18 protein-coding genes are annotated in these 19,943 nt (G+C 44.2%); 2 read left to right on the forward strand and 16 right to left on the reverse strand.

Annotated features, from left to right (window positions below; genetic code table 11):
* Positions 1-27: 27 nt before the first annotated feature.
* From ACS8FD_RS08640 to ACS8FD_RS08695, 12 genes are all read right to left on the reverse strand, one after another.
* On the reverse strand, positions 28-1,212 hold the full coding sequence (locus ACS8FD_RS08640; RefSeq protein ID WP_439275436.1) for an ATP-grasp domain-containing protein: 1,185 nt from the start codon (positions 1,210-1,212) through the stop codon (positions 28-30).
* Positions 1,209-2,279 (reverse strand): DegT/DnrJ/EryC1/StrS family aminotransferase, encoded by a 1,071-nt coding sequence (locus ACS8FD_RS08645; protein WP_439275437.1) that lies wholly within the window; start codon positions 2,277-2,279, stop codon positions 1,209-1,211. The genes ACS8FD_RS08640 and ACS8FD_RS08645 overlap by 4 nt, the downstream gene beginning before the upstream one ends.
* A 47-nt stretch (positions 2,280-2,326) precedes the next feature.
* Positions 2,327-3,205 carry a dTDP-4-dehydrorhamnose reductase gene (gene rfbD / locus ACS8FD_RS08650; protein WP_439275438.1) on the reverse strand — a complete coding sequence of 293 codons (879 nt, stop codon included), beginning with the start codon at positions 3,203-3,205 and terminating at the stop codon, positions 2,327-2,329.
* Positions 3,195-3,785, reverse strand: coding sequence for a dTDP-4-dehydrorhamnose 3,5-epimerase (gene rfbC, locus ACS8FD_RS08655; RefSeq protein ID WP_439275439.1), 591 nt, complete (start codon positions 3,783-3,785; stop codon positions 3,195-3,197). The genes rfbD and rfbC overlap by 11 nt, the downstream gene beginning before the upstream one ends.
* Position 3,786: 1 nt before the next feature.
* Positions 3,787-4,689 carry a glucose-1-phosphate thymidylyltransferase RfbA gene (gene rfbA, locus ACS8FD_RS08660; protein ID WP_439275440.1) on the reverse strand — a complete coding sequence of 301 codons (903 nt, stop codon included), beginning with the start codon at positions 4,687-4,689 and terminating at the stop codon, positions 3,787-3,789.
* Complete coding sequence (gene rfbB / locus ACS8FD_RS08665; protein ID WP_439275441.1) at positions 4,679-5,743, reverse strand: dTDP-glucose 4,6-dehydratase; 1,065 nt, start codon at positions 5,741-5,743, stop codon at positions 4,679-4,681. Before rfbB ends, rfbA begins: the two co-directional genes overlap by 11 nt.
* A gap of 88 nt (positions 5,744-5,831) precedes the next feature.
* Positions 5,832-7,631, reverse strand: coding sequence for an ABC transporter ATP-binding protein (locus ACS8FD_RS08670; RefSeq protein WP_439275442.1), 1,800 nt, complete (start codon positions 7,629-7,631; stop codon positions 5,832-5,834).
* A complete protein-coding gene (locus tag ACS8FD_RS08675; RefSeq protein WP_439275443.1) occupies positions 7,625-8,680 on the reverse strand; it encodes an NAD-dependent epimerase/dehydratase family protein in 1,056 nt (351 codons plus the stop codon). The genes ACS8FD_RS08670 and ACS8FD_RS08675 overlap by 7 nt, the downstream gene beginning before the upstream one ends.
* 48 nt (positions 8,681-8,728) lie before the next feature.
* Positions 8,729-10,006 carry a Vi polysaccharide biosynthesis UDP-N-acetylglucosamine C-6 dehydrogenase TviB gene (gene tviB / locus ACS8FD_RS08680; RefSeq protein ID WP_439275444.1) on the reverse strand — a complete coding sequence of 426 codons (1,278 nt, stop codon included), beginning with the start codon at positions 10,004-10,006 and terminating at the stop codon, positions 8,729-8,731.
* Positions 10,007-10,098: 92 nt separating this feature from the next.
* Positions 10,099-12,369 (reverse strand): GNVR domain-containing protein, encoded by a 2,271-nt coding sequence (locus ACS8FD_RS08685; protein WP_439275445.1) that lies wholly within the window; start codon positions 12,367-12,369, stop codon positions 10,099-10,101.
* Positions 12,370-12,400: 31 nt separating this feature from the next.
* Complete coding sequence (locus ACS8FD_RS08690) at positions 12,401-12,829, reverse strand: low molecular weight protein-tyrosine-phosphatase (RefSeq protein ID WP_439275446.1); 429 nt, start codon at positions 12,827-12,829, stop codon at positions 12,401-12,403.
* Positions 12,830-12,882: 53 nt separating this feature from the next.
* Entirely contained in the window at positions 12,883-13,914 is a 1,032-nt protein-coding gene (locus tag ACS8FD_RS08695; RefSeq protein ID WP_439275447.1) for a polysaccharide biosynthesis/export family protein, read from the reverse strand.
* Between the two features lie 388 nt (positions 13,915-14,302).
* Between ACS8FD_RS08695 and rluB the strand changes: the two genes are divergently transcribed.
* Positions 14,303-15,220, forward strand: coding sequence for a 23S rRNA pseudouridine(2605) synthase RluB (gene rluB / locus ACS8FD_RS08700; protein WP_439275448.1), 918 nt, complete (start codon positions 14,303-14,305; stop codon positions 15,218-15,220).
* Between the two features lie 115 nt (positions 15,221-15,335).
* Here rluB and ACS8FD_RS08705 read toward each other — a convergent pair whose 3' ends face one another.
* The 3 genes from ACS8FD_RS08705 to ACS8FD_RS08715 all read right to left on the reverse strand — a co-directional run bounded on the left by ACS8FD_RS08705 (position 15,336) and on the right by ACS8FD_RS08715 (position 17,493).
* On the reverse strand, positions 15,336-15,908 hold the full coding sequence (locus ACS8FD_RS08705; protein WP_439275449.1) for a hypothetical protein: 573 nt from the start codon (positions 15,906-15,908) through the stop codon (positions 15,336-15,338).
* Between the two features lie 115 nt (positions 15,909-16,023).
* Positions 16,024-16,647: a hypothetical protein gene (locus ACS8FD_RS08710; RefSeq protein ID WP_439275450.1), complete on the reverse strand. Its 624-nt coding sequence runs from the start codon at positions 16,645-16,647 to the stop codon at positions 16,024-16,026.
* A gap of 69 nt (positions 16,648-16,716) precedes the next feature.
* The gene (locus tag ACS8FD_RS08715) at positions 16,717-17,493 is read right to left on the reverse strand and encodes a hypothetical protein (RefSeq protein WP_439275471.1); all 777 of its coding nucleotides are present in this window, start codon (positions 17,491-17,493) and stop codon (positions 16,717-16,719) included.
* Positions 17,494-17,666: 173 nt separating this feature from the next.
* Between ACS8FD_RS08715 and ACS8FD_RS08720 the strand changes: the two genes are divergently transcribed.
* Positions 17,667-18,269: a LysE/ArgO family amino acid transporter gene (locus ACS8FD_RS08720; protein WP_439275451.1), complete on the forward strand. Its 603-nt coding sequence runs from the start codon at positions 17,667-17,669 to the stop codon at positions 18,267-18,269.
* Positions 18,270-18,438: 169 nt separating this feature from the next.
* On the opposite strand, the gene ACS8FD_RS08725 is transcribed toward ACS8FD_RS08720, so the two are convergent.
* The gene (locus ACS8FD_RS08725) at positions 18,439-19,821 is read right to left on the reverse strand and encodes an NAD(P)-binding domain-containing protein (protein WP_439275452.1); all 1,383 of its coding nucleotides are present in this window, start codon (positions 19,819-19,821) and stop codon (positions 18,439-18,441) included.
* Positions 19,822-19,943 lie beyond the last annotated feature (122 nt).

Consider the following 19,943-nt stretch of genomic DNA (forward strand, 5'->3'; position numbering starts at 1 on the left):
ATGCCGCTACCCTCTGATTTTCTATGGCTACGCATATAACACCTTGAGTAAATCCGCGATACTATTCATCTGCTGATCTCTTAACTCAACCGTTGGAAACGCTAACAGTAAAACTCCAATCGAGGTATGCGAGCCGCAATACTGCTGCACGGCCTCCCCCTTTTTCTTGAGTAGTCTTTTATAAAAGATAAAAGGCTCTAGAGAGGGATCAATGTCTATACCGGCAAAGATACCGTCGGTTGACGCATGCAGGACATAGTAAGCACCGATCCTTTGCTGAGAGGTCTCATCGTGGGCTACCTTTTGTCCCAAGCTGACCTTTAGCACCGCATCGACATAATCAAACCCAGTTAAGCGCTGCTGCAGCAAAGGTACAAAGTTGCCGCCGTTTCTAGCGCCTACTTCGATAAGGTACAGCTCATTGTCACAGTTGAGCCGAGCTTCAACATTGATAGGACCATTAAGATATCCAGTATGGGCTGCTAGCTGCTCTAGCTGTATTTTCAATTGCTGGTGAATATCAGCATGGACAGTCGGCCAGCGAGTTGAGATAGGAATAAAGCTATCGCTTTGAGTATAAAAGTACTGATCGCCAAAATAGCCTGCTATCAGCTTACCGTCTTGCAAAAAGCCATCGCCATGAACTTGCGGACCCTCGAGGTACTCTTCAATGATGCATCTATGGCTACGAGAGAAGCTCAAGGCATAATTGATACACTCTACAATATTGCTTTGAGTGCCGGTACTTAACCTAACGCCTTTGCTACCCGAGCTGTCAACGGGCTTGATGATGTAGGGTTTATTATCATTTAGTCCAAGCGGGATAGAAGCTGACTCAGTCAGATAAAAACTTGGAGTTTTTAGTCCCGCTTGTTTTAACACTTGCCGAAACAAGCCCTTATGCGAAAAGCTCTCAGCTGCTCGAGCGCTAATACCAGGCAACCCTAACTGCTCGACGACATAGCCTATAGTAGGAATAGCTGGATCTGATGCAAAGGTAGCGATACTATCAATCTTATGATCAATAGCCACTTGCAGAACCGCATCTTTATCAGTGGTACTGACATTAATGTATTTGTCTGCGAGAGCGTGACCCGGATTGTCCGGAAGATAATCGCAAGTGAGCACATACAGGCCTAGCTGTTTCGCCGCTTGAATCAAAGGGACTTGAAACTCTGAGCCGCCTAATATCAGTATCTTTTTTTGTATCATGATTCAATACACGCAATGATTTTATCTTGCTCTTGTTTTGTTAGACCGGTAAATAATGGTAGACAAAGTATTCGACTAGCAATGTCTCTTGACTGTTTGCAGACTTGCTTATGACCCAGATAGTCTAAAGTGTCCAAACTAGGATAGAAGTAGCGTCTCGGAAAGATATGGTTTTGTTTAAGTTTAGCCTCCACTCTTAATAACTCTGGCTCTGAGTTAAAAAGTATGGGTGCATAAGCGTGGTTATTTTCGCTACTTTTATGCCAATGTTGAAAGGAGAGTGTTTTTTGGGTCAAGGCTTGTTGATAGATACGCCACACTTTAGCCCTGCTATCCTTAATGAGCTCTATCTCATCTAATACACATAGCCCCATCGCTGCCTCAAACTCGTTCATCTTCGCATTGATACCCATAGCGTTGATTTTGGTAGCGCTAGCGATACCGAAGTTCATCATCAGTCTTATTTTGCCCGCCAGCTCATCATCGTTAGTGATGATTGCCCCACCTTCAGTGCTGTGAAATAGCTTAGTGGCATGAAAGCTTAAGGTACTGATATCGCCATAACTTAACACGCTTTGACCTTTATACTGCGTATCAAACGCATGGGCACCATCATAGATCACCTTTAGGTTGTTTTTTTGGGCGATGTCTTGTATCTGCTCTACTTCACAAGGGTTACCAAAGACGTGTACAGGGACAAGGGCGCTCGTGTTTTTGCTGATTTTTGCCGTAATCTTAGTGGTATCCATGTTAAAAGTAGCAGAATCAATATCGACAAAAACAGGCTTCAACCCCTCCCACACTAAGCTGCTGGTAGTCGCAACAAAACTAAAAGGTGTAGTGATGACCTCGCCTTTTAGCTCCAATGCCTTGTAGGCCAGTTGCAAGGCTAGCGTACCATTAGCTACTACTATCAAATGCTTGACGCCTAAATAATTCTGCAAACGATTCTCTAGCTCTTTTACCAGACGCCCATTATTGGTCAGCCAGCCACGACGAAAAATACCCTCTACGTAATCTTGGTAGTTGTCTTTATTGGGCAAATAAGCTTTCGTGACGGGAATCATGATACTCTCTCGTATGCGAATATAATTTATCTCTATCTACAGTAGCGTCAATAACGCGCTAAGCAGCTCCTTAAGCTTTGTGACCATTGCACTAAATCAACTCCAAACTCCTGCTCGATCTTTGCGGTCGCCAATACTGAATGGCTAGGCCGCTTAGCAGGCGTGGGATAGTCGCTACTAGGTATTGGCTTTACGCGACAATCGATATCGGCCGCTGCAAAAATAGCCTTGGCAAAGTCATACCAACTGCACTGGCCTTGATTACTATAATGATAGATTGGTACGTTCTCATTCGCGCGGCTAAGCTGAGGGATAATCTGTAAAATCGCTCTCGCTAAGTCGCGAGCATAAGTCGGTGATCCGATTTGATCGCTCACTACATTTAGCTGCTCTCGCTCTTGCCCTAGTCTGAGCATAGTGGTTAAAAAATTACTGCCGAATAAAGAATATAGCCAAGAAGTACGAATGATAATGCTTCTCGCGGGATTGATATCCTGTAGTACTTGCTCACCTAGGCACTTGCTTTTACCATACACATTTTTTGGATTAGGAGTATCTGTCTCTTGGTAAGCTTGCTTGCTACTACCATCGAAAACATAGTCAGTTGAGATATGGATCACAGCTATGTCGTGCTTTTTTGCCACCTCAGCTAAGTACTTGACCGCGAGATGGTTAATAGCATTGGCTTTATCCGCTTCACTCTCCGCTTTATCTACGGCGGTAAAAGCGGCACAATTAATAATATGGCTAACGCTATTGATACTACAAAAGCGCTCAATCGCAGCTTTACTCGTAATATCTAAGCTACTTTTATCAGCGAAAATAAAAGCTAGGCCCTCGCTTAAGCTAAGCTCGTTCTCACTGAGATAGCGCAGCTCAGAGCCTAGCTGCCCGCCTGCGCCTGTCACTAAGATATTAGTACTCATAATCACTCGTCTGATAATCATTGCTCTGATAGCTAAATAGCTCAGCGTCAGCCAGCAAAGGTTGTTGTTGATCTTTCCCCGACAGTAATAGCTGGCTAGTGGGCACTTGCCAGTTAATCGCTAGGCTTGGATCGTCAAAAGCGATGCCTCTATCGTCTTTGGGGCTGTAGTAATTATCAACTTTATAGCTAAAGATAGTATTATCTTCTAATACCACAAACCCATGAGCAAACCCCTTTGGTACAAACACTTGTCTTTTATTTTCAGCGCTCAACTCAATAGCGACGTGCCGAGCAAACGTTGGACTGCCCTGACGGATATCGACGGCGACATCCAAGACTCGCCCTGAAATCACCCGTACTAGTTTACTTTGGGCGCTACCGCCTAGCTGATAATGCAGACCTCGCAGCACCCCGCGGTCAGATTTGGACTCGTTATCTTGGATGAAGTTGACGCTATAGCCCACAAAGCGCTCTAGAATATCTTGACGATATGTCTCGACAAAATAGCCGCGTTCATCACCGTGCACCTCAGGCTCGATGATGATAACGTCGGCGATATCCGTCCCTATAACCTTCATATTAATGTCCTACCTTTCTGTCATTAGCCCGTCTAATCAGATATTGGCCATATTGATTTTTATGTAAAGGTTCGGCTAACGCTAGTAGCTGCTCACGGTTTATATAACCTTTTTCAAAAGCAATCTCTTCAAGGCAAGCTACTTTTAGCCCCTGACGATTCTCTATCGTTTGGATGAAGTTACTGGCATCTATTAGACTCTCATGAGTACCCGTATCTAACCAAGCAAACCCACGTCCCATGAGCTCGACATGCAACTGCTCACGCTCTAGATAAGTCTGGTTTACTGTGGTTATCTCTAACTCGCCGCGCTGCGATGGGGTGACTTTTTTGGCAATCTCTATCACTGAGTTTGGATAAAAATACAAGCCTACTACCGCATAAGAGCTTTTGGGTTCTACAGGTTTCTCCTCGATACTCAAAGCTTTGCCAGTCTCGTCAAAATCGACTACCCCGTAGCGATTTGGATCTTTGACGTAGTAACCAAACACCGTTGCATACTCGTGATCTCGTACATTATCTTGGGCTTGCTGCAACATTTTAACGAGGCCATGACCATAAAAAATATTATCCCCTAGTATTAAGCAAACATCACTTTTACCAATGAATTCTTCCCCAATGATAAACGCTTGCGCTAACCCATCTGGGCTTGGCTGCTGCGCATATTGCAATGAGACACCGAGCTGGCTACCATCGCCTAATAAGCGTTGGAACTGTGAGGCGTCTTCTGGCGTAGTAATAATCAAAATCTCTTTGATACCCGCTAACATCAGCACTGAAAGCGGATAAAAAATCATCGGCTTATCATAAACCGCCATGAGCTGTTTACTGACCCCTTGCGTTAAAGGATAGAGCCTAGTGCCAGAACCGCCTGCTAAAATGATGCCTTTAGTATTATGACTCATGATGTACTCCTAATCGTTTGCGTTGATAGCTACCATCTTGTACACGCCGGCACCATGCTAGATTCTCTAAGTACCAGCTGATCGTTTTTTCAATACCACTCTCAAAAGTCTCTATCGGCGTCCATCCGAGCTCATTGGCAATCTTGCTAGCATCAATGGCATAGCGCAAATCATGACCGGGACGATCTGTGACAAAGCTGATTAGTGACTCATATTTAGCGCCATCAGCACGAGGCTGCCTTTGATCCAAGATCTGGCAGATGGTGGTGACAACTTCGATGTTTTGTTTTTCATTATGCCCGCCAATGTTATAAGTCTCGCCGACTTTGCCCTCCGTGACCACCTTATAAAGCGCCCGAGCATGATCCTCCACAAACAACCAATCGCGGATCTGATCACCTTTGCCATAGATCGGCAAGGCGCTATCATCCAAAGCGTTTAAGATAACTAAAGGAATAAGTTTTTCTGGGAAATGATACGGCCCATAATTGTTAGAGCAATTAGTGATAATAATAGGTAGACCATAAGTGCGCCCCCAGGCCCGTACCAAGTGATCGGCGCTGGCTTTTGAGGCAGAATAAGGAGAGCTTGGTGCGTAAGCAGTAGACTCAACAAACAGCGCCTCTGACCCTGCCAAATCTCCATATACTTCATCGGTTGAGATATGATGGAACCTAAAACGGGATTTATATGTCTCATCAAGGCTTTGCCAATACTGACGGGCAACCTCTAATAAAGTATAAGTGCCGACGATATTAGTAGTAATAAACTCTGCTGGGCCATCAATGGAGCGATCGACATGCGACTCAGCGGCAAGGTGCATCACCAAATCAGGCTTAAAACGATTGAAGACATCCTCTAATGCTTGGGCATTACAGATATCTAGCTGTTGAAACTGATACCTGGCGTTCTGGTCGATATCTACTAAAGACTCTAAATTACCCGCATAAGTCAGCTTATCAATATTGCACACTTCATTATCGGTATTGTTAATAATATGACGGATCACCGCAGAGCCGATAAAGCCTGCACCGCCAGTAATTAATATCTTCATAGATTCCACCTTCTTATATATATCCCTAAAATAAGCGCTTCGAGCAGCTGTGAGCATAAAGATAGCTTCTAGATCTGCCGTTATAACGTTAGGCGTGTTTCGCCATCTCCTTAAACTTTAAGTTACGTACTACTAGATCTTGATAAGTGCCACGATCTACTATTTTCCCATGCTCCATAAAGTAGATAAGATCACACTTCTCTACCGTCTTTAGGCGATGAGCAATCATAATGATAGTTTTTTTACCACTGAAGTCATGGATAGCATCCATCACTATCTTTTCGGTTATGCCGTCTAGAGCACTGGTGGCTTCGTCGAAGACTAGCACCTGGGCTTCATGATAGAGCGCGCGTGCAATGCCGATACGTTGACGCTGTCCTCCTGAGAGCTTTACCCCGCGCTCGCCTACTTTTGTGTTGACACCTTCGGGTAGTTGGTTGACCAATTCGGTTAGGTTGGCAAGCGTTAACGCTTTATGGACTTGCTCTTGGCAGATATCTTTGCTGGGCACCCCAAAGGCAATATTTTCTGCGATAGTGCCTTCGCTCAAAAATATACTCTGCGGTACAAAGCCTAGTAAATTTTGCCAAGCACGATTGTTGTTTGCAGTAATACGAATATCATCAATATACAGACTACCGTGTTGCGGGGTCAGCAGGCCGAGCAGTAAATCGATCAAAGTAGACTTACCAGAGCCGGAAGAACCGACTAAACCTATCACGCTATTGAAAGGGATACTCATATTGACGCCGTCTACTGCCGCTATGTCTTTGCCGGGATAACTGAACTCTATCTCTTTTAGGATAATGCTTTTGTGCAGACTAATCGGTGTCGGTATCGGAGTGTTAATAAGAGTCTTTTGATTCTCGAAGGAGCGCTCTAAGTCCTCTTTTACTGCCTCAAAAGCGGCAACATTGCCTTTAATGGTAGAAACACTGGCATAGATCTGCTGTAAGGCGGGCAATAGCTTAAAAGCAGCTAATGCATAAACCGCTAAAATAGGTAGCACCTCTCCTAAATTACCCGAGTGCAGTTTAATCAATACCAGCACGAGTGAAATCATTGCCCCAAAGGCTATGAGCTCTATAAAGTATCGTGGAACTTGGCTAATGGCGATATTGGTTCCTTGCGCACGGGCAAAGACCTTACCACTATCATAGAAACGCTCAATAAAATCATGGCTACGATTGAGGAGTAAGACATCCTTAATACCACCAAAGCCTTCGTTCATCAGCCGAAAACGCTGAGTCGAAACATTGGAGAGCTTCTGACCATTACTCACTAACTTTTTTCGCACCAATCTATAGAGTAAAAAGTAAGCTAACGAAAATATAGATAAGCCTAAAAGGGCAATAAGTGGCTCATAAATCACGATACTGACAGAGATAAATAGCGCCAAAACCAGCTTGGCGTTCATCCGCACCAGCGGCTGTATGATGCCATTACTAATACGCGCCGCTTCGGTAGAGACCTGCTTGGTCAGCTGGGCACTACTGCCACTGGCGTGAAATTGCCAGTTTTGCTGCATATAATAAGTATAGAGGCGATCAGCGATCTCCGTCCCTATGCGGGCGCCAAAGATAGACAGCTTCCAAATCGTAAACATAGAAACCACCGTAGAAAAAGTCAGCATAGCTAACACAAGCACACCGGTATAAAACAAGAAATCCGTGGGGTCGTTAAGACCAGATAGCTGATACAGCTGGGCGAAAACACCATTGGTCTCAAGTATGCTCATATCGCCAATCAGAGCCATAAAGGGCGCAATAGAGGCAATACCTAACAGCTCGGTAAAAGCCATAATGACTACTAAGACTTGCAAGACATAAAAATGCCTTATCTGCTCATCTGTCAGCAGAGCAAACAGCTGCTTAATGATAGTCAACATAATTTATCCAAAGCCAAGCGGTTTTGTAAAAAATTAACGTACCAAGGCATGGCTTTTTTGATGCCGGCAATGACCTCAAACTGCGGCGCATAGCCCAACGCGTTTTGAATCTTACTAATATCTGCCTGACTATGGCGCACATCGCCTTCGCGAAAGTCGCGATAAATAGGCGCTTGGTTATAACTCACCCCGTTTATACTTAGATTGTCCTTTAAGGCAGTGAATAAAGTATTCAGCGTCGTACGGCCACCGACCGCTACGTTATAGACTTGATCTTTTGCTTCATCGTTAGCGGTTGCTGCCAAGATATTGGCCTGTAGCGCATTTTCAATAAAATTAAAATCACGGCTAGTATCGCCATCACCATTGATATAGACCACATCGCCTGCGATCATCGCCGCCGTCCATTTAGGTATCACTGCTGCATAAGCGCCATCAGGCGCTTGCCGTTTGCCAAAGATATTAAAATAGCGCAGGCCAATAGTATGAAAGCCATAAGTACGGGCAAACACATCGGCATAGAGCTCATTGACATACTTCGTCACCGCGTATGGTGATAACGGCTTACCGATGTTTTCTTCGACTTTCGGTAGTGCCGGGTGATCACCATACGTTGAGCTGCTAGCGGCATAGGTAAAGCTTGCGACCTTGGCATTGCGAGCTGCTATCAGCATATTTAAGAAGCCGGAGATATTGGTAGCGTTGGTATTGATAGGATCAGCGATAGAGCGTGGTACTGAGCCGAGTGCTGCTTGATGTAGTACATAATCAACGCCTGCGCAGGCGCTCTGACAGTCCGTGAGCTTACGAATATCGCCTTCTATAAAGGTAAAGTTCTGCCACTGCTCGCTACTTACTAAACCCTGTACTTCATCTAAGTTATGCTGAAAGCCAGTCGCGAAGTTATCTAGACCAACAACTTTTTGATCTAATAGCAGCAGCGTCTCGAGTAGGTTTGAGCCTATAAAACCCGCTACTCCGGTGATGAGCCAAGTCTTGGGCTTCTGGGATAACGCTTGCGTCACTTGTTGATATGCGGTCGCGGTCATGGTCAGTGTATTCCCTATGGCTTTGAGCGTGTTATTGGTTTTAGTGCCCTAAAGGCGCATGTCGGTTTCTTCTTTGCTGAACAGATACTTCAAATCATAAAGGACGTGATTACTCCTCCCAAAAGCTCTCATCACCTCTACCCCCATCTCGACAAACTGCTCATGAGCAACGGCTAAAATAATAGCGTCGTATTGGTTGGCAACAGGCTGGGCAATAGGGGTAATACCATATTCTCGCTTGGCTTCATTAGCATCTATCCAAGGATCATAAACGTCGACTTCGATGTTGTACTCGTTGAGTTCATGGACAATGTCGATGACCTTCGTATTGCGCACATCAGGACAGTTCTCTTTGAAGCTTAAGCCTAAGACCAAGACTTTGGCCCCTTCTACTTGGATACGCTTTTTAATCATAATTTTGACTAATTGAGTCACCACATACTCACCCATGCTATCGTTTAAACGACGCCCGGCTAAGATAATCTCAGGGTTATGGCCGATAGCTTGCGCCTTATGAGTCAGATAATAAGGGTCGACACCGATACAGTGCCCACCGACGAGGCCGGGACGAAACGGAAGAAAGTTCCATTTGGTGCCTGCAGCTTTTAATACGGCTTCGGTATCTATACCCATTTTATTGAAGATAACCGCTAGCTCATTAATCAGCGCAATATTGACATCGCGTTGCGTGTTCTCAATCACTTTGGCGGCTTCTGCGACCTTAATACTTGCCGCTTTATGTGTACCGGCAGTAATGATTAAGTTATAGACTTCATCTATAAAATCCGCAATCTCAGGGGTTGAGCCCGCAGTCACCTTTAAGATATTGGTTACTCGGTGCTCTTTATCGCCAGGATTAATACGCTCAGGGCTGTAGCCGGCATAAAAATCTTGATTGAAGACGAGTCCAGAGACTTCCTCTAACACCGGAATGCAGACCTCTTCGGTTGCGCCTGGATAGACCGTAGACTCATAGACCACAATATCGTCTTTTTTTAGCAGGCTTCCTATAGCCTTTGAGGCCTTGATTAGTGGCGTCAGATCAGGCTGTTTAGAGCTATCGATAGGCGTAGGTACAGTGACAATAAAGAAGTTACAGTCTTTAAGTTCATTGATATCTGAGCTATAGCTTAAACTTTCCGCTTGTGCTAGCTCTTCCTCACTGACTTCTAGCGTATGGTCGGTACCGCTATTGAGCGCCGCAATGCGGCTAGCATTGATATCAAACCCTATCACTGCAAGCTGCTTACCAAACTCAACCGCTAGTGGCAGACCCACATAACCAAGGCCGATTACCGCTATTTTTAGATTATTGATAGTTATCATAAGGTTCTACTACCTCACTGTTTTTGAAAAGCTTAGTTTTTGGAGAGCTTAGTTAATGAGCTTGATTGTAGATATAGCACCCCTACCTTATATTAGCGATTGTTGCCGTAGGCATAGCTGTAATGATAGCTATACTTACTCATCAGACCTCGTTTGACATCGTTGAGAATAATGCCATCGACTTGAATATCAGATTTATACATCTGTTTAATGGCATAAGTGAGCTGTCTTTCCATCGAATCATCATATCGAGTGACCATTAGCACTTGATCGGCATGCTGAGCGAGCACCATAGCATCTGATGCTGCCAATACCGGTGGTGAGTCGATGATAATATAATCGTACTGAGACTTTAATACGCTTAATAAAGCCTTGAACTTCTCACTGATCAGTAGCGAGGCCGGATTATTGGGATGCTTGCCGCGCGGTATAAAATCAATATGCTCCATGCCACTAGGATGAATGAAGTTCTCGAGTGCAGAATCAGACACATTCTTAACAGCGACTTCCTTTCCTATGTACGTATCAGTACTATCGCTAGGGTGTGCTGTACTCTCGTCGAGCAATAGATAATCCGCCAAGCCATCATACTGAGACAGACCAAAAATCGTGTGTAGCTCGCCCATACGCATATCAGCATCTATAACTAACACTTTTTTGTTCAGCTGAGCGAAGACTTCCGCTAAGTTTGCAGAGATAAATGACTTGCCAACGCCTGGGCTCTCCCCGGTGATCAAAAATAATTTGGCGTTTTGGCTACCTGAAACCACGGTTGGCGTACTCAATATCAGGCTCGTTCGCAGGCTCTTAATGGCTTCATAGCTCAGGCTGCTATTATCAATATGCGCTAGCATACGAGGGGTGGATTTTTTGTTGGCGCTCAAGCGGGATAGCGCAGCAGAGCGGGGAATAGTGGCGATAACGGGCACCCCTGTTTTAGACTCGATACGCTCAGGATCTTTGACGACGTTTCTAAGTAAATTCATGATGAAGACTAACAAAGCACCTATGAGAGCCCCTGATAAGGTCGCTAATATCATGATTAGCTGCTTTTTAGGGGTGATCGTTCTATAGGTGTTAATAGGTAGATCAATAATACGGGCATCGCTGACTTCGCCCGCTTTAACAATCTTTAGTTGCTCATAATTTTTGAGAATAGTGAGGTAGATCTCTCTATTGATGTTGACATCCTCAGAAAGGGTCAAAAACTCTCTTTGGACTTCTGGTAGCTCATTAATAGTATTGTCGATTTCCTGCTTTCTAGCATTCAGTACTCTTAGTTGGTCGTTTATCTGGATGACCAGAGGATGCTCATTGGTGTAGTAAGTGGTAAGCTCTGCTTTTCTTAGCTTAAGTTCACTAATTTGGGTATCAATACCTGCATTTTCACTGAGTAATATTGACGCTTCTTGTGCTACGTCAATGGTGCCAGAGTTCTCACGAAACTTGTTGAATATAGCTTCTGAGGCTTCCAGCTCCTGTTTTAATTTTGGAATTTGCTCTTCCATAAACTCGATAGTATTGATCGTTTGCTCTGAGCTGCGGCTTTGATTCTGGGCGATATAAGACAGTACGATTTGTTCTAAGGTTAAGCTGGCTTGCTCTTGATTGAGACCTGATAAAGACAGCTCAATAATCCCCGTCTTGGTACCTTTTTCTACTACCGATAAAGCGCTATTGATAGAGTCGGTGGTGATTTGTAGCGATTGCTTAGTAATAGTGATAGGATAATCGCCAGTCGGTAAATCCATGACGGTGATTTCAATGAGACCAGCGTCACCCTTGAAACGATGGGCTTTGTTGAGCTGTCCTTTAAATTGCTCACCGCCGCTACTCAAAATAAAGCCGGTATCGGTTCTTAAGAGCATAAAAGGTTTATCGAGATAATCTTGTGATACATTGAACTGATCAACTCGTACTTGACCATTACTGGTCTCAAGTACCACGCCCTCAGCGGTATTCATCTGTACGTTGGTTTGATTATCTATGATGCGATCGATTTGACTCACCGCAGGATCATTTAATCGAATACCTAAATGCAGCAAATCAACGACGGGCTCTAACACCATACGCGATCTGATAAGCTCAATCTGTGCCTGCACGGTACTATCATCCGGTGGCAACAGCTCTGCTATATTAGACCCTAGACCTGATACGTTTTGTGAAGTCTCATCAATCTGAATCAGGGCATCTGATTTGAAGGTAGGGTTTTCGTAGCGAGCATATAATATCCCTATTATTAAGCCCAATATCGCGAACAGAACAATAATTTTCCAGCCGCGTAACAATACAAAAATTACCCCTAATAGTTCATTGTCATTATCGGCACTCTGTCTAGACAAATCTTTTGAGTTGGTATCCATAACTATGCCTTCATCAGTTGGTATTGATTGTTCAGCTTATTTTTTTATTCCATGCTTCCAAGCTATCAACGATATCTTTTTTGGTCGTTTCAAATACCGCTCGGTCATGCTGATAAGGATCAGCGATGTCTTTATTTATCCAATGGCCGATCCGAAAAGTCTTACCGCGGCAATGTGGCCATTGTCTTTCGAGCCATTTGGTCTGATTACTCGACATGGTCAAAATCAGATCTGCGCTCATCACTAGTTGTTCATTGATTTGCTTGGCAATATGCTTAGATATCTCCAGCCCCTCTGCTCTCATAACCTCTTGCGCTGTAGCATCAGCGTGATATCCAACGAGTGCTGAAAGTCCCGCCGACTCGATATGTTTTTGAGCATACTTTTCCGTTAACCAAGCTGCTGCCATAGGACTACGACAGATATTACCTACACATACGACTAAGATAGTATTAAACATATTTGTTATTAAGCTTTTATTAGACCTTTATTAATAGAAAATATCGTTGTCATCTATAACCCTGAAAGACTGGTTGCTGCTGAGGTCGAGGGTAATAATGAGCTGAGAATACGGTTCCAGCGAGTCAGCCCCGTAGGATCCACATAAAGAATATCGTTGGCTTGCATCGCAAAGCGATTGGCCAGTGCTAAGCTAGTAATCGTTTTCATATCGACATAGTAGATATCCGTATAGTTATACCTTGGGTTATCACGGACAATATAGACTTTGGCTGCATCGGCCGTATTCGAGTTGAGACCGCTTGATTCGCCCAGTACTTGTGACAAGCTAAGTCCTTGCTCAGGGATAGCGACTGGGGCGATTCGACCAAACTCACCCAATACATAGACTCGATTACGGTCCTGACTATTGACGTGAATAGAATCGCCGTCTTGGATATAGATTTGGTTAGCAGATAGCCCCATCTGTCTTAATGACTGCAGTCCTAGGGTGTAGTTTTTGCCTCGACGATTTAAGACGATACTATTAGAATCGCCTGTCGTCGTCGCCCCTCCTGCCATAGATAAAGCCCCATATAAGGAGACAGGAGCATCAGCAATGGGGAACTGACCAGACTTAGCAACGTCACCATCGATGAAGAATTTACTCCCAAGATAGTTGACGACTTTGACTTGTGGGTCTGAGTATTTTAGATAGCGCTGTAACCTACTCTGTAATATGGCCGTGAACTGCGGCACGCTCATGCCGCTTGCTTTTAAGCGGCCTATCAGCGGAAATTGTATAAACCCCTGCTGATCAACGGTTAGATTGGAAGTTGCTGAACTAATATTTGGATAATCTGTAAGCGCTACACTTAAGACATCTCCCGCCTCAATACGATAATTCATCGGTCCTGACGCTTTGACTAAGCTATAAAGATCGTCGCTGAGTACTGGGACCGGTTCAGCGGGCAGATTGGCTACGCTTAGCGGTTGAACATTGAAGGTGATGCCATTTTCTGCAACAAAAGCACCCCTAGGCGGTAAGTCACCTGCTTGCAGTCCAGAACTGATGCTGGTGCACCCAGATGTGACAGTGAAGAGCACTACACACGCTATCAATGAAAATCGAGATAAATATCCGCGCATAATAAGTCCCTTTTGAACGGTAGCTATGAGTAGCAGTCATTATTAATTTCAAAATATTTAAAATTATGAATATAATAATGCTGTTATGGCAAGTACTTATGTATCTATCCTAGAGAGCATAAAATGTTTCTTGACAAATAATTGTTATCTTATATTGAATATTAAATATATATCATTAAATGGATATAATTTCTATTTATATACTATCTGACATCAATTAGCAACAAAAGTTATTTATTACTTACACAAGCTATGAGGTGTATATAAAGCTCAAATAGCGTAGAATAGGCCAATCAATAACTTACATTGAGAAATGTAAACACTTAACCGATTCAAGGATATCGTTATGAAAGATGAAAAACTCCAAAAAGCCCTCGCTCGTATGGGTCTTGGCTCACGCCGGCAGATGGAAGAGGTGATTAAATCTGGCCGCGTCACGGTCAATAATGGTCCGGCCACTATTGGCGATCGCGTCAGCCCAGGCGACGAGATTCGCGTTGATGGTCGTCAGATCAAATATACAAGCGAGAATGAAAAGCGCCGCCGCGTTATTGCTTACTACAAGCCTGAAGGCGAGATCTGCTCTGCTAATGATCCAGAAGGTCGTCCAACTGTGTTTGAGCGCTTACCTAAGCTCACTCATGACCGCTGGGTGATGGTCGGCCGTTTGGATATTAACTCGACTGGTCTACTACTATTCACTAACGATGGGGAGATGGCGCATCGCTTGATGCATCCTTCTAACGAGATTACTCGTGAATATGCGGTACGAGTGTTGGGCGAAGTGACTCCTGAGATTGCTCGTACGCTGACCTCTGGCGTGATGCTAGAAGATGGTATGGCCCAGTTTGAAGATATTAAAGAAGGCGGCGGTGAAGGTGTGAATAAGTGGTATCACGTCAAACTCAAAGAAGGCCGTAATCGTGAGGTACGCCGCTTATTTGAGTCACAAGGCCTAAAAGTCAGCCGCCTATTACGTACGCGCTACGGCTCTATCAATCTGCCCAAAGAGCTGCGTACAGGTCGCCATATTGAATTAGACAAAAAAGACATCAACACTTTGACTGATTTAGTTGCTATGCGTCCACGCCATGGCACCGGCCTGCACGGCGCAGCCAAAGAGAAGCAAGAGCGTATTAAGAATAAACCGCTAAAAGCGCGGCGTAGTGACAATCGCAAAGTTGAACGTAGTGATAATAACGCTAAACCTAAGCGTAGCGGCAGTCCTGCTAGTAAAGGTCGTAACCGTAATAGCAACCGTTAAACTAAACTCCTTAAACCAGAATTAATTATAAAAAATGGCCACTGATAGTATCTATCAGTGGCCATTTTTTATGTTTTTGTAGGTTGCAATTTTAGCTTACGAACCATTAAAAAACTTAACTTTGACTATCCATATATTGCTTCATTATGCGCAGATCTTGCAGATGATGGTTTTCCATTTGCTCGAGTAATGACTCCAGTTTTGCCTCAATATTATCTAGCATTGCTTGCAGTAACTGCTGAGCTTCGTCTTGTTGATTACTTTTAGAATGATTACTGGTTATAGTATTATCATAATTTGTATCATTCTTAACCAAGTGATAGTAACTTGCTAACATCTCTGGCAAGCGTGTGTGCAGTAGTTTATGCAGTACAAACTGTTGCTCAGTCATAGTCGCAGTGATGTTTTGCTGTGCTAAGCTCTGCTGATAGTCGCTATATACCGCTACCCTATTATCAATGCGTCGCAACTGCTGCAGCTGTCTTTGCGTTAGTGATGCCAAATGCTGTGGGTTCAAAGTAAGCTGACGCCAGCGCATATCTTTCGGCGCTAATGCTTGGTTAGGATCTTGATAAACCAATACTCCAGGGGTGATACCGACTGCTTTATGCAGAGCATGCCAACTTTTTCTTCCGATATAAATGACGCCGACAGTAGTCGCAATACCTACACCTATCAGTACACTCATGTCATTTAACCTTCTATGTTCTTACTAGTCTTTGCCGCTACTTTTGCAAACCATGCCTGGCAATAAAGCTATCTTTAGCGCTAAAAACTCGATAAATAAAACTCAATCATAACGACTAAACTTGTGATTCGCTTTTATCGCTTAGCGCTTGCTCATTTATGACTATATCTGGGGCTTTAACGCTATCATTTCTAGTAGCAGGAGTATCAAAACGCTGCTGCAAGTAGCGGTTGGTTACTAGTAATTTTTGCCCGTCCTGATGATAAGAAGCATCGAGTAAATCATCAAACTGACGGTTTACCGTACCTAGCACTTCTAATAACGCCTCTTTACCCGTAACCTCAGAGTGTCTTATCTTAGTGGTATCCGCCCGCGCCCCCTCTAAGTCATGGAGACGGCGGTAGTCCGCTACTGCTTGCGGAATATGCTTGTCCATCAAGTTTTGAATCATGATGTAAGTTTCGGTCACCGTATCAGTGTCGTCAATTTTGCCATCATTATTGGTATCGCCGTAGATGACTCGTAGCTTCTCCCCTTTTTGATTAATCTCAGCGAGCAACGTTTTGACCTCGATCGGTAAGCTTTTTTCGGGAATATAACCCAGCTGCGGCATCGCCTTATATTCAAGCATCTTCGGCGCCGTTACTTTTTTGATACCGCGATAGCCCAGATACAATCCTGCCGCTGGTAGTACGCCGTAGAGGATGAACATCACAAACATGGCGGTCACTTGGGTCATGCCAGTATCCTTATAAAGGGTGGAGAAAATAGCTATATTTTGCTTATCACGTTAGTCAGTGGACATAGGTTAGCTTTGCGTACGACTTTTGACATAACGATGAGTCGATGCCAAGCGATTGAGTACCGTCTGATGCAACTCATCAAGCAGCTCATCAAGTTCATAATCAATCTCCAAAAACAGATCGGTCAGCATATCGCCTGCAGTCATATTACCTTGTACCATATTATTTCTAGTTCGATGCGGACTAAAGCGCAGTAGTTGCTCATAATGACGCAGCGCCTCAGGAATGCTCTCATTGACGAGCTTATCAATAACAAACTGGCGCTCATTATGCTGCTGCTGTTGCTCTTCATTTAGCTCATCACTCCAGTCGCGGTAGCGCTTGAGCTTACCATTAATGCGATCTAAGATAGCAACCGCTTCGATAGGCATAGCGTTTAGGGTGGCCTCATCAACCACATCGACAAGTTCGGTCATAATCGGGCAGCGTCCATGTTTGAGATACCATAGCGTATCAGGGTCAAAAGGAGGTCGATTGGGAGAGCGCCACTGGGCACGGTTAGCCAAATAGCGATCTGTCAGCGGCGTCGGCGTGCCAATATCACTGACTTGTGCTAACGCGGAGCAAATACGCTCAGCACGTTTAGGCTCAGTAAGTGCTGATACTGCAGCCGGCTGTGAATTATTAGCATTAACATCAGCATTGGTATCATCAGTCATTTTATGACTTTGCCTATCATCTTGGTTATGGTCCTGAGCCTTTATACGATCCGCCTTTTGTTGCGCATTTTTGGCAGCCGAAGTTGGCAGATCGTCTTGCTCCTGTCCAAAGGACTGTAACATTCTTGCCAAACTTATCACCATAACTTACTTTTCCCTAATCGCTCATGCCTGCTTGCTCAACGCCTATCTGCGCTATTGCATTCGACTATTGAATAGCTTATCTTAACAGCTTTTTTCGCATCTTCCAGTAAGCAAACGTCACTACTTATAGATGAACCAGTAAGCCGCCCCTTATGAATATTGCTGATTATTTTTCTGGTTTTTTTCTTGGACTATCACTGATTATTGCCATCGGTTCACAGAATGCTTTTGTCCTAAAACAAGGTCTTAAACGCGAGCACGTGTTTCTTATTTGCCTGTTTTGTGCCGTCAGCGATGCGCTGCTTATTTCAGCGGGTGTCGCAGGCTTTGGCGCCGTGACTGCTCGTTTCCCGCAAGTGGTGACTATTGCCAAGATCGCAGGCGTAGTATTCTTGTTAGGGTACGGCTTGCAAAGCCTCTATGCCAGCGTACGCTTGTCGCATGCGTTGAGCGCAGAAGGACAAGCAGTAGGCAGCCTAAAAAAAGCACTGTTACTCTGCATCGGCTTTACTTGGCTCAATCCGCATGTCTACTTAGATACTTTGGTGCTAGTGGGCATGGTTTCAACCGGCGCTAGTAGCAAACTGACCTTTGCCTTTGGAGCCGTCAGCGCCTCTTTTGTGTTCTTTTTTGCTTTAGGCTATGGCGCACGGTTACTACGGCCATTATTTGCCAAACCTAAGGCATGGAATATACTCGATGCATTAGTAGGACTATTGATGCTTTATCTAGCGTGGCATTTGTATAACAGTTAATATTTTTAATAAAGTGCTTTTTTTTATAGCCAATATAATCGTCCATAAAAAAACCAAACACACTATATCAGTATGTTTGGTTCTCGCATGATTTAATCAATAGCTAATGAGAAGCTCATTCAATTCCATGAATAGAATTCTTTAGCTCTAGCTTTATTTCTAACTATAACTAAGAGGCTTTTTTATGCTTTTTGGACTGAATAAAGCTCAAGTTCAAAAAGTGCTCTAACGTATCATCAGTGATATCTAACCATGGCTCTGGTAGCTCTGGTGCTAGCGTACCTGTAAGCGTTGAGCGGTAAGCTTTTTCTCTGAATCTCATGATATCTTCCGCTTTATCCTTCTGCCATTGCTTCAAGATATCGGCTTGCTTTTCGACTGCAAATTCAGGATAGTCGGTCGCATTATTTAGATCACGAATATAAGCAGCCTGAAAGTCAATCGAATCATCGACTGTCACTGACTTAGCATAAGTCGCGAGCCATTTCTCTTCGTCCGCTTGACGGCTCTCAAGATCTGGCAATTCGATATCGCCTATAATCACATCACGTGCGTACCAAGCTTGCGCGTCAAACATATTAAAGGTGAAGTACTGATCTTGCATACCTAAATAGATAAGCTGCGGGTTTGGCTGCCAAAAAACACCTTTGTAAAGGTTGGCAGGATACAAGCAGTTATGCGTCTGCAGACGCAATTCATCTGGCAAGAACGGGAAATGGAACAAGTAGCCGGTACACATAATAATAGCGTCAAAGCGCTTGCTAGTACCATCAGCGAAATGCGCGACATCGTCTTCGAAATGCGTCACTAGTGGTCTCTCGCTAATACCTTCAGGCCAGTCATAACCAAGCGCTTGGGTGCGATAGCTGATAGTGACTGATTTAGTGCCGTATTTATAGCACTGAGTGCCGATATCTTCGGCAGAATAGCTACTACCGATGAGTAAGATGTCTTCATCTTTAAACTCTAGCGCGTCACGGAAATCATGGGCGTGCAACACGCGGCCTGGGAAGGCTTCTAGTCCTTCAAAATAAGGCATATTCGGGGTGGAGAAATGACCGGTCGCGACCACCACATAATCAAACTCGCCGACTTCTTGCTCGCCGGTCTTGTGATTCATTACCGTCACAGTAAATAACTTTGTTTCATCATCAAAGGTGACCCATCGTACCGGGCATTCAAAACGGATGTATTTTTGGATATTTTGCTTATCGATACGCCCCATGATGTAGTCTTTTAGGACTTCGCGCGGTGGGTATGACGGGATAGGTTCACCAAAGTGCTCTTCAAACGAATAATCGGCAAACTCTAAGCATTCTTTGGGGCCATTAGACCATAAGTAGCGGTACATACTGCCGTGAACGGGTTCACCGTTTCTATCTAGACCAGTACGCCAGTTATAGTTCCACATGCCACCAATAGCGTTTTGTTTTTCATAACATACAATTTCTGGAAGATCCTTAGCGCCTGCTAAACGCGCCGCTTCAAAGGCACGTAACTGTGCCAAACCGCTTGGACCTGCACCTAATATAGCAATTTTTTTCTTACTCAAGATTTACTCCTGCTGATAATAGTGGAGCACTACTATAACATATTTTCAGAATTGGCGTTTTAGGAGGGCTTATTTGGTAATAAATCAGAGGCTTAGAGCAGTTATAGCAGACCCCAGCAAGC

The sequence above is a fragment of the Psychrobacter sp. 1U2 genome (genome assembly GCF_051847575.1).